This is a genomic window from Centipeda periodontii DSM 2778, assembly GCF_000213975.1.
In the GTDB taxonomy this organism is placed as follows: Bacteria; Bacillota; Negativicutes; order Selenomonadales; family Selenomonadaceae; genus Centipeda; species Centipeda periodontii.
The window spans coordinates 1,688,366-1,703,783 of record NZ_GL892076.1 but is presented as its reverse complement, the minus strand read 5'-3'; the positions used below and the strand labels follow the sequence as shown (position 1 = coordinate 1,703,783).

14 protein-coding genes and 1 tRNA gene are annotated in these 15,418 nt (G+C 56.9%); 13 read left to right on the top strand and 2 right to left on the bottom strand.

Translation table 11 applies throughout. The annotated features are described in order from the left end of the window. From HMPREF9081_RS07665 to HMPREF9081_RS07615, 11 genes are all read left to right on the top strand, one after another. Window positions 1–1,036, top strand: a 1,036-nt coding sequence (locus HMPREF9081_RS07665) for an autotransporter outer membrane beta-barrel domain-containing protein (RefSeq protein WP_006306569.1), incomplete at its 5' end; no start/stop codon positions are given. A 102-nt stretch (window positions 1,037–1,138) separates the two neighbouring features. After that, window positions 1,139–1,214: transfer RNA gene (locus tag HMPREF9081_RS07660), tRNA-Lys, on the top strand. An 84-nt stretch (window positions 1,215–1,298) separates the two neighbouring features. Next, window positions 1,299–2,054: a 5'/3'-nucleotidase SurE gene (gene surE, locus HMPREF9081_RS07655; RefSeq protein WP_040395531.1), complete on the top strand. Its 756-nt coding sequence runs from the start codon at window positions 1,299–1,301 to the stop codon at window positions 2,052–2,054. Between the two features lie 132 nt (window positions 2,055–2,186). Next, a complete protein-coding gene (locus HMPREF9081_RS07650) occupies window positions 2,187–2,849 on the top strand; it encodes a precorrin-2 dehydrogenase/sirohydrochlorin ferrochelatase family protein (protein WP_006306566.1) in 663 nt (220 codons plus the stop codon). Continuing rightward, entirely contained in the window at window positions 2,803–4,122 is a 1,320-nt protein-coding gene (hemA, locus tag HMPREF9081_RS07645) for a glutamyl-tRNA reductase (protein WP_006306565.1), read from the top strand. The genes HMPREF9081_RS07650 and hemA overlap by 47 nt, the downstream gene beginning before the upstream one ends. Continuing rightward, window positions 4,082–5,014: a hydroxymethylbilane synthase gene (hemC, locus tag HMPREF9081_RS07640; protein ID WP_040394815.1), complete on the top strand. Its 933-nt coding sequence runs from the start codon at window positions 4,082–4,084 to the stop codon at window positions 5,012–5,014. Before hemA ends, hemC begins: the two co-directional genes overlap by 41 nt. Further along, window positions 5,011–6,528 carry a uroporphyrinogen-III C-methyltransferase gene (cobA, locus tag HMPREF9081_RS07635; protein WP_006306563.1) on the top strand — a complete coding sequence of 506 codons (1,518 nt, stop codon included), beginning with the start codon at window positions 5,011–5,013 and terminating at the stop codon, window positions 6,526–6,528. The genes hemC and cobA overlap by 4 nt, the downstream gene beginning before the upstream one ends. Next, window positions 6,525–7,496, top strand: a complete 972-nt coding sequence (hemB, locus tag HMPREF9081_RS07630) for a porphobilinogen synthase (RefSeq protein ID WP_006306562.1) — start codon at window positions 6,525–6,527, stop codon at window positions 7,494–7,496. The genes cobA and hemB overlap by 4 nt, the downstream gene beginning before the upstream one ends. An 11-nt stretch (window positions 7,497–7,507) precedes the next feature. Then, the gene (hemL, locus tag HMPREF9081_RS07625; protein WP_006306561.1) at window positions 7,508–8,827 is read left to right on the top strand and encodes a glutamate-1-semialdehyde 2,1-aminomutase; all 1,320 of its coding nucleotides are present in this window, start codon (window positions 7,508–7,510) and stop codon (window positions 8,825–8,827) included. Between the two features lie 144 nt (window positions 8,828–8,971). Then, window positions 8,972–10,627: a putative polysaccharide biosynthesis protein gene (locus HMPREF9081_RS07620; protein WP_040395530.1), complete on the top strand. Its 1,656-nt coding sequence runs from the start codon at window positions 8,972–8,974 to the stop codon at window positions 10,625–10,627. Continuing rightward, the gene (locus HMPREF9081_RS07615) at window positions 10,624–11,505 is read left to right on the top strand and encodes a diacylglycerol/lipid kinase family protein (protein WP_006306556.1); all 882 of its coding nucleotides are present in this window, start codon (window positions 10,624–10,626) and stop codon (window positions 11,503–11,505) included. The genes HMPREF9081_RS07620 and HMPREF9081_RS07615 overlap by 4 nt, the downstream gene beginning before the upstream one ends. Before the next feature lie 5 nt (window positions 11,506–11,510). Here the strand turns inward: HMPREF9081_RS07615 and HMPREF9081_RS07610 are convergent, their stop codons facing one another. Beyond that, window positions 11,511–12,734 (bottom strand): ATP-binding protein, encoded by a 1,224-nt coding sequence (locus HMPREF9081_RS07610; protein ID WP_006306549.1) that lies wholly within the window; start codon window positions 12,732–12,734, stop codon window positions 11,511–11,513. Window positions 12,735–12,749: 15 nt separating this feature from the next. Beyond that, complete coding sequence (locus HMPREF9081_RS07605) at window positions 12,750–13,991, bottom strand: tRNA(Met) cytidine acetate ligase (RefSeq protein WP_040394813.1); 1,242 nt, start codon at window positions 13,989–13,991, stop codon at window positions 12,750–12,752. A gap of 167 nt (window positions 13,992–14,158) precedes the next feature. Between HMPREF9081_RS07605 and HMPREF9081_RS14510 the strand changes: the two genes are divergently transcribed. Further along, window positions 14,159–14,284 carry a secretion protein HlyD gene (locus HMPREF9081_RS14510; protein WP_071778225.1) on the top strand — a complete coding sequence of 42 codons (126 nt, stop codon included), beginning with the start codon at window positions 14,159–14,161 and terminating at the stop codon, window positions 14,282–14,284. A 44-nt stretch (window positions 14,285–14,328) separates the two neighbouring features. Continuing rightward, the gene (gene mnmA / locus HMPREF9081_RS07600) at window positions 14,329–15,417 is read left to right on the top strand and encodes a tRNA 2-thiouridine(34) synthase MnmA (protein ID WP_174262945.1); all 1,089 of its coding nucleotides are present in this window, start codon (window positions 14,329–14,331) and stop codon (window positions 15,415–15,417) included. Window position 15,418 lies beyond the last annotated feature (1 nt).

The window sequence follows — 15,418 nt, the reverse complement described above, 5'->3', positions numbered from 1 at the left end:
CATGCACGGCGTATCTCTCCTCTATGGCTTTGACCTGATGAAGCGAAGCAGCGATGAGCTCATTGCAACCGTCACCCGAGCGGCGATCAGCGAACAGACCAAATCCTTTGTCGAAACCAGAGCAGGAGCAACCAGCTTCATCAACGGCGGCGCCGACCTTCTTGCGGGCGCGGGCATGACCTCCGCGAAGAAAGAGGGGAGCGGGGACAAAGACAAGGACGCACGGGGGTATCATCTCTGGGCAGCGATGGAGCAGAGCGGCATGACCGTCAAATCCGGCTCCTACAGCGACACGCAGGGCTATGGATTTGCCGTTGGGTGGACGAGAGAACTCGGCAGGAAAGGACATACCCTCCTCTTCAGCCCGTTTGTCGAATACGGCAGGGGCAAGTACGACTCCTATCTGGACGACGGCGTACACGGCAGCGGCAAGATCAGCTACCTCGGCGTCGGCGTCATGGGACGCGTAGAAAACGCACAGGGACTGTGGGCAGAGGCGGCACTGCACGGTGGCAAGACACGCAGCGACTACAGCGGCTCGCTCTATACGGGGACGAGCTCGCACTACGACAGCTCGAACGCGTACTATGCGGCACATCTGGGCATTGGCAAGGAGATGAAGACGAACGAGAAGGACCGACTGAACACCTATCTGCGGTACTTCTGGTCGTACCAGTCGGGGATGCAGGCAAAAATCCATACGGGCGGACGGAATGCAAGCGTCGATGAATACGACTTCGGCGCAGTAAGCTCGAACCGCGTACGTCTTGGATTTACATATACGCACAAGGACAGCGACAAGAGCGAAATCTTTGCCGGACTTGCATGGGAGTACGAACTGAGCGGGAAGGCAACGGCGTCGTACCAAGGGTACGAAACACCGAGTCCGAGCCTTCGGGGTGGGAGCGGGATGCTCGAAGTGGGGTACCGCTTCGCACCGAAGGACAGCCGCTTCTCGTATGACCTGCGCTTCACGGGCTGGCAGGGCAAGCGTCAGGGCTACTCCGGCGGCGCACATGTGAACTGGGCGTTCTGATGAAGTCTGCCAAGTTCAAAGTTTATTTCCATAAATACGAACAGCCCCTTGACATGCGCTCCATATTTCCACTATAATAGCGTTGCACTTGGGAGTGCAACTGACTCACTAGCTCAACTGGCAGAGCAACTGACTCTTAATCAGTAGGTTCACGGTTCGATTCCGTGGTGGGTCACCATGTGTATTTCATCCGCTTGGCGGTTTGGAAAAGGCAGGTTGGTACGCCAACCTGCCTTTCGTATATGAGAATGGAGGCGCATTTGTGAATATCCTGATCCTGAACGATGACGGCATTGCGGCAGAAGGGTTGCAGACACTTGCACGCCATCTGGCGCCGCGTCATAACGTAACGGTTGCAGCACCGATGCACCAGCAGAGCGGGACATCACACGCGCTGACGATCGGGCGCGCGATCGAGGTACGCACCGATGAGAATTTCGATGCGGACTACGACATCCTGGCGTGGGCGATCGACGGGACGCCGACGGACTGCGGCAAGCTCTATCTGGACGCAATCGCGGAGGAAATGCCGGACGTTGTACTCTCCGGCATTAATCACGGCTCAAATCTCGGTACAGATGTGATCTACTCAGGGACAGTCGGTGCGGCGTTCGAGGGATTTTTTCACGGTATTCCGTCCTTTGCGCTCTCGCTTGTTGAGGGCAGTGAAATCTCCTACGCGGAGGCGGCGGCGTATTTCGAACCGTTTATGGAACGCGTTCTGGCGGAGACGGAGAAGCCGTTTCTCCTCAATATCAATTTCCCAAAGGTGCTCACAGGGGAGTCACCGCAGTTCGTCTTCTGTCGGCAGGGCGGGCGCGACTACATCAACGCCTTCGAGCGTATCGAGGAGAACGGGCGCGTGCACTACAAGGTGGCAGGTGAGGTGTCGGATACGGACAAGGGTGCGGGTACGGACATCTACGCGGTGGAGCACGGGCTGATCTCCGTGACTCCGATCGGTGTAGATATGACGGACTATCCGCTCCTTGAGGAATGCGGCAGACGGATCGGATGATTGCTGCGCTCGTTGATAATCACTATAAAGAGAGGGGATTCCGTCTTCTCCTCTTTTTTTTTACGCATATTTGCGGTATAATAGCGAACGTGAATAGGATTCATATTTTTCTTTTATGGAGGAGGAATCCGTGTGCTCTATCCGCTAAATGTTGACCTGACGGGACAGCTTGTCATTGTCATCGGTGGCGGTCGAGTGGCAGAGCGCAAGGTTGTGGGCATTCTGGCGACGTGTACGGATGTTGATGTACGTGTGATCGCGCCGGCGGTCACGGAACCGCTTCGTATGCTTGCGGACAGTGAACAGATCGACTGGCAAGAAGGGTGTTATACCAAAGGCATACTTGAAGGGGCTTTTCTGGTCTATGCGGCAACGGATTCTCCTGCGGTGAATGCGGAGGTCGCACTTGAGGCAAACGAGCGTGGAATTCTCGTCAACGTGATCGACGATCCGCGTGCCTCCTCGTTTCAGATTCCTTCGACTGTGCGGCGCGGGGAGTTTATGCTGACCGTTTCGACGAACGGAGGAAGTCCCGCGCTCTCACGTGCCATACGGATGGAGCTTGAACATCTCTATCCGCATTCCTTTGGAGAATGGTTGGAATGTGTTGCACGTCTGCGGACGGAGCTGCGGGCGCAGCTGCCGAACGATGAGCAGCGCACGGAATTCTGGCGCATGGCACTGCGCCCTCATATTTTAAGTATGGTTCGCGATGGAGAGTTAGAGAAAGCTGAGGTTGAGTTACGTAATGCAGCTCTTGACATTGGGGCTAAATCATCGAACGGCTCCGGTTGATGTGCGTGAGCGGGTTTCGTTTTCTCGCGAGGAACTGCGTTCGGGGCTTTTAAGTCTTGGAGAGTATGATGGTCTGAGCGGTCTGGTGGTACTGTCCACCTGCAACCGCACGGAGCTCTATGCCTCGGTGGACGATCATGAGCGCGGTGCACAGGCACTGCGGCAGTTTCTCAATGATCTTGCACAGGGCGGAGATGATCTGGATGCATATCTTTACACCTATGTCGATGACGAGGCGATCAAGCATCTCTTCCGCGTATCGTCGAGCCTTGACTCACTGGTGCTCGGTGAGGGGCAGATTCTCTCACAGGTGAAGGAAGCCTATGCGATTGCGCGCGAGGCGGGGGCGACGAGCACGGTGCTCAATCTCCTCTTTCACCGTGCCATTACAACGGGCAAGCGCGTGCGGACGGAGACGCGCATCGCCTATCGCTCCGTATCTGTAAGCTATGCTGCGGTAGAACTTGCCGCTGCTTCGCTCGGGGGTCTCGGCGGATGCACCGGTCTGATCTTTGGCGCGGGCAAGATGGCAGAGCTGACGGCGGAACATTTGCGTGCACACGGCATCGAAATGATCTTCGTGACGAATCGCCACATCGAACGTGCTGAGCGTCTCGCAGAGCGGATCGGCGGAGAAGCCATTCCCTTCGATCGAGCCATGGACTATCTGACCTGCGTGGATGTGGTGGTCACGTCGACGGGAGCACCGCACTACGTGATCAAGGCGTGGGAAACCCGCCGTGTGATGGCGCGCCGACAGGGACGCAAGCTCTTCCTCATCGACATCGCCGTTCCGCGCGATGTGGATCCGGATGTCGCGGGGATCAAGGGCGTGGAACTTTACAATATCGACGCGCTTGAGGCTGTCGTGGATGAACATCTCAGCGAGCGTCAGGCAGAGGCGGTCAAGGCGGAGCGCATCGTGGATGAGGAGGTCACAGCCCTTCTCGAACGCTTCAAATATCTCTCATTCCAGCCGCTTATGGCGCTTCTCTCGGGACGATGCGAGCGGATACGCGAACGTGAGATCAAGCGTGTGAGTGCGAAGCTGCCCGATCTCTCGGAGGAGCAGGAGCGGCAGGTGGAGCATATGAGCCGCATGATTGTGCGGAAGATTCTGCGCACCCCGATGATGAAGCTGCGCGCCTCGGCAGGTACGAAGGATGAGGCATTCTACATCGAGGCGATGCGCGCCCTCTTTAAGTTGGATGCGATAGGAGAAACAGGAACAAGTGAGCAGCGGCACAATCACTATCGGTACGCGGGCAAGTAAGCTGGCACTGTGGCAAGCGGAGTACATCGCGGCAGAAATTGAAAAGCACCATGGCTGTCGTGTAGAACTTCGGAAAATGACGACGAAGGGCGACCGCATTCTCGATGCCCCCCTTGCAAAGATTGGGGGCAAGGGGCTCTTTACGAAGGAACTTGAGCAGGCGATGCTCGCGGGTGAGATTGATCTTGCCGTGCACAGTCTCAAGGATATGCCGACGGAGGTCCCCGAGGGACTTGTCATCGGAGCGATTACGCAGCGCCTCGATGCGGGCGATGCCTTTGTCAGCGTGCACTATCGATCGATGGAGGATCTTCCCCAAGGGGCAAGGGTTGGCACGTCGAGCCTGAGGCGGCGTGCGCAGCTGCTTGCCGTGCGCCCCGACCTTACGATTCTCGATCTGCGCGGCAATGTCAATACACGACTAGCAAAGCTCGATGCGGGCGAGTTCGATGCGATTGTCCTCGCGGCGGCGGGGCTCAAGCGCCTCGGGCTGGGCGAGCGCATCCGAACGATTCTGCCGCGTGCCATGATTCTCCCCGCCGTCGGGCAGGGGGCACTGGCGATTGAGTGCCGCGCAGACGATGGTCGGATTCAGGAGATGATTGATTTCCTGCGCGACACTGAGATGACTGCGGCGGCGACGGCGGAGCGCGCATTTCTGCGCCGCGTCGAGGGCGGATGTCAAATCCCTGTCGGCGTCTATGCCGAGGTCGGTGAGGGCAATGTGCTCCACGTAGAGGCGATGATTGCCTCGATCGATGGAATGCGTGTCTGCCGGTCGCACTCTATGGGAACGCCCGCAGAGGCTGAGAAGATTGGTATTGCCCTTGCAGAGGAACTGTTGGATGTCGGTGGGCGAGAGATTTTAAAAGAGATTGGAATTGCGGTATGAGTGGAAAAGTATTTCTTGTCGGCGCGGGTCCGGGGGATCCGCGCCTTTTGACGGTCGGTGCGATGAACTGCCTGAAGCAGGCGGATGTCGTTGTCTATGATCATCTGGCGGATGAGAGTATTCTCGCTTATGTGCCTCCGGAGGCAGAACGGATCTATGTCGGCAAGCAGTCCAACAAGCATACGATGCGGCAGGAGGATATCAATGTCCTGCTTGCGGACAAGGCGGATGAGGGCAAGACGGTCGTCCGACTCAAAGGGGGCGATCCCTTTGTCTTTGGGCGCGGCGGGGAGGAAGCGCTTGTGCTTCTTGCGCGCGGCATTCCGTTCGAGGTGCTGCCGGGCGTGACTTCTGCAATCAGCGTTCCTGCCTATGCGGGCATCCCCGTCACCCATCGCGGTGTGGCCGTTTCCTTTGCGGTCATCACGGGGCATGAGGATCCAACGAAGTCCGAGTCGCATGTTCGATGGCAGCATCTCGCGACCGGTGTCGATACGCTGATCTTTCTGATGGGCGTCGCCAATCTTCCTGAGATCACGAAGAATCTGATGGACAACGGGCGCTCCGCCGATACGCCTGCTGCAGTCATTCGTTGGGGAACGCGTACCGATCAGGAAACGTATGTCACGACGCTCGGCGATGCCGCCGCAATGGTGCAGCGCGACGGCATTCGACCGCCTGCGATCTTCATTGTCGGTGAGGTGGTAAAGCTGCGGGAGCAGCTGCGCTGGTTTGATCGTGCGGATATTCGCCCGCTTCTCGGGAAACACATCCTTGTGACGCGCGCGCGTGCACAGGCATCGGCACTCACGGAGAAGCTGACAGCACTCGGTGCGGCCTGCGTGGAGACTCCCGTGATCCGCATTGTTCCTCCCGCAGATGGGTATGCGGCACTGGATGCGGCGATTGGAGAGCTGCATACGTACCACTGGCTGATCTTTACGAGCGTCAACGGAGTGGAGCACTTCTTTGCACGGCTTCACCATGCGGGTAGGGATACACGCGCACTCGGTTATGCGAAGGTCGCCGCAATCGGTTCTGCGACGGCAAAGGAACTGCACTCCTATGGCATTGATGCCGATCTCGTGCCCGAGGAGTTCCGTGCCGAGGCCGTCGTGGAGGCGCTGAAGCCGATCCTGCCGCCGCGTGCGCGCATTCTCCTGCCGCGTGCGCAGGAGGCGCGCGATGTCCTGCCGGAGTCGCTGCGCGCGCACGGAGCGACGGTTGATGTCACGCCTGCCTATGAGACGGTGCCGGAGCTGAGTGGGGGAGAAGAGCTCGCCGAACGTCTGCGTAATGGGGAGATCGATTTCGTGACCTTTACGAGCTCCTCCACGGTGAAGAACCTCGTGCATCAGCTGGGGAATATCACGCCGCTCCAACAGGTGAAAATTGCCTGCATCGGACCGGTCACGGCAGAAACAGCACGAAGTTTTGCACTTGAGCCGGACATCATAGCAGAGAACTATACCATCGACGGACTGGTCGATGCCATAAGGGAGTATATGCAATGAATATGATTCAGCGTCCACGCCGCCTTCGCATCTCATCGGGCATGCGCGATCTTGTGCGCGAAACAGAGCTGTCTCCGCGCGATTTTGTCTACCCGATCTTTGTTGTTCCCGGCGAGCACATCAAGGAAGAGATTCCGAGCATGCCGGGCTGTTATCACTACTCTGTGGATCAGGTTGCGGCGCTTGCACGTGAGATTGCGGCTCTCGGGATTCCTGCAGTCGAGGTGTTTGGTCTGCCGGAATATAAGGACGAGATCGGCTCGAGTGCATGGGATATGACGAGTCCCGTGCAGCGCGCGATTACGGCGATCAAGGATGCCGTTCCGGAACTCGTCGTCGTCGGTGATGTCTGCCTCTGTCAGTATACAAGCCACGGACACTGCGGCGAACTGCACGATCACTATGTAGACAATGACGCTACTCTGCCGCATCTTGTAAAGACGGCAATTAGTCAGGCACGTGCGGGTGCCGATATTGTCGCACCCTCGGACATGATGGATGGGCGCGTTGCCGCCATTCGAGCAGGCCTTGACGCAGAGGGCTTTGTGAATACAAGCATCATGAGCTACGCGGTCAAATATGCCTCGGGCTATTACGGCCCCTTCCGCGATGCAGTGGACAGCACTCCGTCCTTCGGCGATCGCCGCCAGTATCAGATGGATCCCGCAAATGCGCGTGAGGCTCTGAAGGAGGCGGCACTTGACGTGCAGGAGGGCGCGGACATCATCATGGTAAAGCCGGCGCTTGTCTACCTCGATATTGTACGTCAGGTATATGAAGCGACGGATCGTCCGATCGCGGTCTACAATGTCAGCGGTGAGTATGCGATGGTGAAAGCGGCTGCTGCAAACGGATGGATTGACGAACAGCGCATTGTTTTGGAAACGCTGACGAGCATGAAGCGTGCCGGTGCGAAGATCATCATTACCTATCATGCGATGGATGCCGCTGCGTGGCTCACTGCATAGGGAGGATTGTTATGCGAAATACACAGCAGTCGAAAGCAGCATTTGCCGAGGCGAAAGAATATATGCCGGGCGGGGTCAACAGTCCCGTGCGCTCCTTTGCGAACGTGGGCGGGAATCCGCTCTTTATCGCACGCGGCGAAGGTTCTAAGATCTATGATATTGACGGAAATGAATACATCGACTACGTGGGCTCATGGGGACCGATGGTTGTTGGGCATGCGCACCCACAGGTGGTCAAGGCCCTGCAGGAGGCTGTGACGCACGGCACAAGCTACGGTGCGCCGACACTCCTTGAGACTGAGCTTGCAAAACTTGTGCAGTCGGTCTACCCGTCGATCGAGGTCATTCGCATGGTAAACTCGGGGACAGAGGCGACGATGAGTGCTCTTCGTTTGGCTCGTGGCTATACGGGGCGCGATAAGATTGTGAAGTTCATTGGCTGCTATCACGGACACAGCGACAGTCTGCTCGTCAGTGCAGGTTCCGGCATGGCGACGTTCGGTGTGCCGAGTTCGCCCGGCGTGACGAAGGGGACGGCAGCGGATACGATTGCCGTGCCGTACAACGATGAGGACGCGATCCGCTCCGTCATGGAACGTGAGGGCGATCGAATTGCGGCGGTGATCATCGAGCCGGTCGCGGGCAATATGGGGCTTGTTCTGCCGCGTCAGGGATATCTCTCCCTGCTGCGCGAACTCACCGAGAAACACGGCGCACTCCTCATCTTTGACGAGGTTATGTGCGGCTTCCGCGCATCGCTCGGCGGAGCACAGGCGGCCTACGGCATTCGCCCCGATCTCACCTGCCTCGGCAAGATCATTGGCGGCGGACTTCCCGTCGCCGCTTACGGTGGGCGGCGTGAGATCATGGATCGGGTATCGCCGGCAGGACCCATCTATCAGGCGGGAACGCTCTCGGGCAACCCGCTCGCGATGACGGCGGGCATTGAAACGCTGAAGATCCTCACGGCGGAACCTGAGGAGGGCAAGGCGGACTACAGTCGCGAGCTGACGATCCAAACGAAGAATCTGCTGCTCGGCTGGCAGCGCGCCGCAAAGGATGCGGGCGTTCCGATCTGTGCACATCAGGCGGGATCGATGTTCGGTATTTTCTTTATCGACCGCGAGGTCTATGACTATGCGGATGCAGAAACAGCGGATCAAGATGCGTTCCGCATCTGGTTCGACACAATGCTCGATGAGGGCATCTATCTCGCGCCGTCGCAGTTCGAGACGCTCTTCCTCTCAGGCGCGCATACGGCAGAGGACATTGAGCGTACGATTGCCGCTGCCGAAAAAGGCTTTGCTGCCGTGAAGAAATCGCGCGGCTGAAATTATATTGAACTGCCTCCTGTGAGCATACACTGCTTACAGGAGGTTTTGTTATATCCTTGAGAAAAGTCCGATTGCGACAGAGAATGCCATATGCTATAATTCAATAGTAGTTTATTGATGTTTGACTATCGTATTGAGGCGGTGTTTCTCATTCGTGAGATAGATGTTGCTGAAGGGAAAAGCAGCAAGGGAGAATCCTTCCTCAAGGGTACCTTCGTCCTGACGATTGCCGGTTTTGTCGTTAAGGTCATCGGTTCGCTTAACTGGATCTTTGTTTCCCGCATCCTCGGCGGTGAGGGAATCGGATTGTATCAGATGGCTTTTCCCATTTATTTTTTTGCCATGACGGTCTCGCAGGCGGGTGTGCCCGTCGCCATCTCGATCATTACGGCAGAGCGCGTGGCACTGCGTGATATTTATGGTGCAAAGCGCGTTTTTCGTATTTCGATGATGCTCATGCTCCTCACGGGGCTGCTCTTTTCGGTTCTGACGTATCTGGCTGCGGACTGGCTGATCGATTGGCAGCTGATTCGCGATGCGCGCGCATACAAGGCTGTGGTGGTGCTGGCACCGACGGTCTTTTTCGTGACACTTCTCGCAAGCTCGCGCGGCTATCTGCAGGGATGGCAGCGCATGACGCCGACGGCGGTGTCACAGATCGTGGAGCAGATCTTCCGCGTGGTGACGATGATCGTCCTCGCAAGCCTGCTCATGCCGTGGGGACTCGACTATGCAGCGGCAGGCGCCTCACTCGGCGCGTTTGCAGGAGCAGTGACGGGGCTCATCGTGCTTGTTTACTTTCACATCAAGTTGGAGCGCGATATTGCGCGTGACTACGGCACGGAGTTAAAGCCTCTGCCGGGCGCTTCCTATGAGTCGCGGCTCTCCATCATCAAGCGCATCTTCAAGCTGGCGCTGCCCGTATCGGCGGCGAGCATCATGCTGCCAGTCGTGTCGAATCTCGACCTCATGATCGTGCCGCAGCGACTTGAGGCGGCAGGCTACAGCATCAGTGAGGCAACGGAGCTTTTCGGTTATCTGAACGGCATGGCTGTGCCGCTTGTCAACCTTGCGACCATTCTGACTGCGTCGATGGCGATGAGCATTGTGCCCGCGATCTCGGAGTCACGTGTGCTCGGCGATCAGGCACGCGTATACGATCAGACGGCGGCGTCCGTACGCATTTCCAATTTTGTCTGTTTTCCCGCATTCGTCATTGTGTTCGTGCTGGCAACGCCGATCTCGGCGCTGATCTACAACGCACCGGGCGCGGGTCCCGCTGTGATGATCTCGGCGGTGAGCATTATACTGCTCGGGTTGCATCAGGTGTCGACGGGCATCCTACAGGGGCTCGGGCATCCGACGATTCCAATGGTAAATATGCTGCTCGCGGCGGCGGCAAAGGTCTTTTTGAACTGGCATCTCACGGCGATCCCATGGCTCGGCATCATGGGCGCGGCGTGGGCAACGGCAGCCGATATGGGCGTTGCCGCGCTCATCAATCTCTATTTTATCTATCGCTTTATCGGTTATCGGATCGAGCTGCTACAGCTCATCAAGACGATCTGTGCCGCCGCGATCATGGCGGGAGCGGTCTATCTCTTCTACGGATGGACGCTCGAATGGTGGGGGATTCCCGCAATCTCCACGTTTGGTGCGGTATTCTTTGGCTGTGCGATCTACGTCGCAGCGATGATTCTCCTGCGTGCCCTCATTGAGGAGGATCTGCGCCGTCTGCCGATGATCGGCAGTGTCGGAATTCGATTCTTGCAGCGGATTGGAGTTTTTAAGGCATGAAAAAACTAGGGCTGATCTACAACCCCGTTTCGGGTCATGCGCTTTTCAAAGGGAAGCTCGATGCCCTGATCGATCTGTTTCAGCAGCATGGGATTGTGCTCTGTCCCTATCGTACGCGTGGGGGCGGACAGGATCACCTCGGACGCTTTCTCCGAGAGATGTGTCCGGACGGTGTGCTTGCCGCGGGTGGGGATGGTACGGTGCACGCCGTCGTAAATGCGATGATGGAGTCCGATATGGATGTCCCGCTCGGGATTCTCGGCAGCGGTACGTCGAATGACTTTGCGACGCATCTCGGGATCTGGGACTGGGAGTCCTACATCGAGCGCATTGCAGCAGATGAATCACGACGGGTTGATCTTGGGATGATCGAAGGGACGGGGCAGTACTTTGTCAATGTCGTCAGTGCGGGTGTCCTCACGGGCATTGCCCACGAGGTGAAGTCCAGCTACAAGAACACCTTGGGCAAACTGGCCTATTATCTGAAAGGTATTGGCGAGATTCCGCGTCTGCGCTCCTTCTCTGTTCGGATCACGGCAGATGATGTGAAGTATGACGCGGATATCTTTTTGTTTGTCATTGCAAACAGCCCCGTTGTGGCGGGAATGAAGCAGATCGGTCGGAACATCGCCATTGACGATGGCATGCTCAACCTTTTGGCCGTCAAAAAAACAGGTCTGCCGCAGTTTATATCTGTTGCGGCAGACCTGTTTGCCGGAAAACCGGTGACGGAGCGGGAGAACATCCTGCACATTCAGGCAAAATCCTTTGAGATTCACGCAGAGGAAGAACTCTCCAGCGATATCGACGGGGAATGCGGACCTCTGCTTCCGCTGCGCGTGCGGACGCTGCCGCTCGCGCTCTCCGTTTACTGCTGACGCTCTCAGTGGATGCCGAGGTAGTGGGCGACGAATTGCTGCGCCGTGCGCCCGCTGCGTCCGCTGTGCGTCATCTCCCAGCGCAGCCCTGCGATACGCAGCTCTTCGGGCGAGAGATGGATGCCCTTCTGTGCAAGCATATGGTCGATGATCGCGAGATACTCCTCCTGATTGGGCGCATGATAGTGGATGACGAGACCGAATCGATCCGAGAGTGAAACGGTCTCATTGATCGTGTCATCGCGATAGAGCTCGTCCTGCTCGCGCTCACGCCATGTCTCACGCACGAGATGACGGCGGTTGGAGGTCGCGTAGAGGCGTACGTTCGGCGGACAGGAGGAGACGCCGCCCTCGATGGCGGATTTGACCGCCTTGAACTCGGCATCGGCGTCCTCGAATGAGATATCATCGAGGAAGAGGATGAACCTCCGCCCGGCATGATTTCGCAGGGTGTCCATGATCTCGGGCAGGTTACGCAGCTGTTCCTTTGTAATCTGAACGAGGCGCAGACTGCTGTCCTCGAATTCGCTCACGAGCGCCTTAACGGCAGAGGACTTTCCTGTACCGCGTGCACCCACAAGGAGGACGTGATTTGCCGGCTTGCCCAGCACAAAGGCTTGCGTATTCTGTATGAGTTGCTCTTTTTGTCGCTGATAGCCAACGAGGTTTCGCATTTGCGTCCGCTCGAAATGCTCGACACCGCGCAGATGGTTTGTCGCGTCATCCCAGTGGAAGACAGCATATGCTGCAAGCTCGCCATAGCCATAGCGCGCGTAAAAGGTGAGCAGCGCCTCTGCGTAGTCACGCGATGTTTGTGCCGTCTCGATCCACGGGAGAAGGAAGTCCTCACTCTTGTCATAGATATTCTGCGTAGGTTCATAGTTGTCGAGCAGGCGCACACCGAGAAAATGGCTCGTTGGTTGGGTGAGCAGAGGATAGAGGCACTCGATGTCCTGATAGAATGCCTGACGCAGGCTGTTTCCCGGCGGCAGCCCCGTCCGTTCCATAGTCTCCGAGACGAGATTGGCTTCATGGGTGAAGACGTGGAGCAGATACTGTGGGAGCAAATTCCCGCTGAGTCCCATCGTCTCTGCTACACGGATGAGTTGAGCAGTGCATTCTGCCCGCATTTCCGGATCATCTGTGTTCCACTCAAGGAAGCTGAGGATGGGATCTCGCTCCAAGGAATTCAGGACAAGGAGTGTTGAAAGCTTCAAATTCCGGCTCATAATACGTTCCTTTCTCTATCGAAGAAATGTGGGGGACGTGATAAAATCCGTGCGGGGATTCTGTGTGTACCCCTGCGGCAACATGAGGCTGCGCAGTTCCGTCGCACGGGTATCGAAGGCAAGCATGCGCTGCAACGGCGAATGTGTTGCTGTGCGTCCGGCGCGTTCCATGCTCGTGAGGAAGGCCGCTGTACGCGTGATGATGGGGAGAGTGGAGGCGCGTTTGATCGCGCGCAGCAACTCTCGCCCGCGTAGATTGAATGCGAGGGGACGGATGTAGGTCGCGCCGCCTGCATCAAATTCACGTGCCTGTGTTTTCCTAAAGTGCAGGAGCAGGTGAACGATGAGGCGGGCAATCCGGCTCTGAGGACAGCGTTTCGTGGCTGCTGCCGCGAGGAATGACCGATAATCCGCTGTTGTTTCCAGACTGCGGATCAGACGATGCTCAATCCCCTCCGAAATGCCATAGATTTTCATAAGCGCGGGTGCGTCCATCACAAGGAGCTGATAGCGCAGAAGTTCGAGCAGTCTGTCTTCTTGTGGAAGTCCCTGCTCATGCCCTTCCTTCAGATCATCCAGGACGATCGGCAGCACCGTCTGCGCCAGCTGCTGCCAACGGGGGGACTTCCCAAGTGCCCTGCGGATGGAAGATGCGCTCGTAATGCCGGTATGTAGCCGTACATCGCCGTGCTGTGCCGCTGTCCGTCGGATCGCAAGGGGGACGATGTTTGGTGCAGTCACGCGCAAGGCGCGCAGATATTCGATGGCGAGAATATTGTTTGGCGCACGCATCGTATCCTCGGATGTGTTCGTTTCTGCTATCAGTGCGCGGGTGAGCGCCCCCGCGTAGGAAAGCCCATCTCCGATATGTTTGCACAGCCGTTCCTGCACCGCATCGGAGTCGATCTGTGCTGCCAATCTTACAAGCGATTCAAGAGTCTCTGCCTCCATTCCAAAGGCAAGATGACGGACGATCCCGAGCTGTGAGAGGAGCGATATGCCCCCGCGTGCGAAGTCCTGTGCACTGCGGCAGACAAAGACAAAGGGCAGTTCGAGCACGAGATCGACACCGCCCGTCACGGCATGACGGGCTCTCGTCCATTTGTCCAGAATGCACGGACCGCCGCGCTGGGTGAAACTGCCGCTCATGACGGCAATGACGTGAGCGCCCGGATATTGCCGACGTACAGCCGCGATTTGGAATTCGTGCCCGTGGTGGAAGGGATTGTACTCGGCAATGATGCCAACGACCTGCATATAAGCCCTCCCCGCACAATTCTTACGTTCATATTTTAACAAAAAAATCATCTTTTGTGTAGAGTTACGGCTCAAATACAAATTCTTGTATTTCCTAGGCACGAATGCTATACTAAACGAGAAATTAAGGAATCGCTGATAAAATGAAGTCCGTCAGATTGGCGTAGATTTTTTGTCCGAACAAGGAGGAAAACCGGACGCATAGCAAGGACTATGTGGAGGATTTACCGACGAAGTGCGGGCAAAAAAGATACGTCAAGATGGCGTGGCTGAATTTATCAGTGCTTCCTTAAGTGGTTCCTTAAGGAAATCGGGAGAAATTTTATCAGTGAAGCATATGAGGAATCAAGGGCGCGTTGTGGTCGCCATGAGCGGGGGGGTGGACAGTTCACTCGCGGCGGCTCTGCTCTTGGAGCAGGGATACGATGTGGTGGGCGTTACCATGCGACTTTCGGATGAGAATCGTGATGCAGTTCCCGATGACCGCAGCTGCTGTTCCCTGAGCAGTGTCGATGACGCGCGTCGCGTGGCAGATGTCCTTGCCATTCCGCATTATGTGATGGACTTTACAGCGTCTTTCGAACGCTCGGTGATTGACTATTTTTTGGATGAATATCTGCGTGGTCGTACCCCGAATCCATGCATTGCCTGCAACCGACACATCAAATTTGAGGGACTGCTCGATAAGGCACGCGAACTCGGAGCATCCCATGTTGCGACGGGGCACTATGCGCGCATTGATCGCGATGAAGCAGGGACGTATCGTCTGCGCAAGGGGCTCGATCTCGAAAAGGATCAGTCCTATGTGCTCTATCACCTCAATCAACGTACATTGGCACAGGTTCTGCTCCCCCTTGGAAGTTTCAGCAAGAGCGAAACGCGCCGTATGGCGGAGGAATATCATCTGCCCGTTGCACATAAGGCGGAGAGTCAGGAGATCTGCTTTGTTCCGCGCGATGATTACAAAGCTTATCTGCGGGCAAAGCGTCCAGAGTGTGCCCGTGAGGGAGATATCGTTGATCGGACAGGAAATGTGCGCGGCAGACATGAGGGGGTTGCATTCTATACGATTGGTCAGCGCAGGGGGCTAGGAATTGCGGCACCGCGGCCGCTCTACGTGACCGCATTGGATGCTGTGAAAAATCAGGTCATTGTTGGAGCAGCGGACGAGGTTTATGCGTGTGAACTCATTGCCTCGGATCTGAGTTGGACGATGTGGGACGGACTCGATCAAGAGCGCTCGGTGCAGGCAAAGATCCGCTACGGGAAGAGGGAAGCTCCGGCGCAGATCACGCCACGCGATTCAAAGAGCGTATGGGTTCGTTTTGCGCAGCCGCAGCGTGCCGTGACTCCGGGACAATCCGTTGTGTTTTACGAGAAAGATATCGTACTTGGCGGCGGGATCATCGATGAGGTGATCGCTTGAT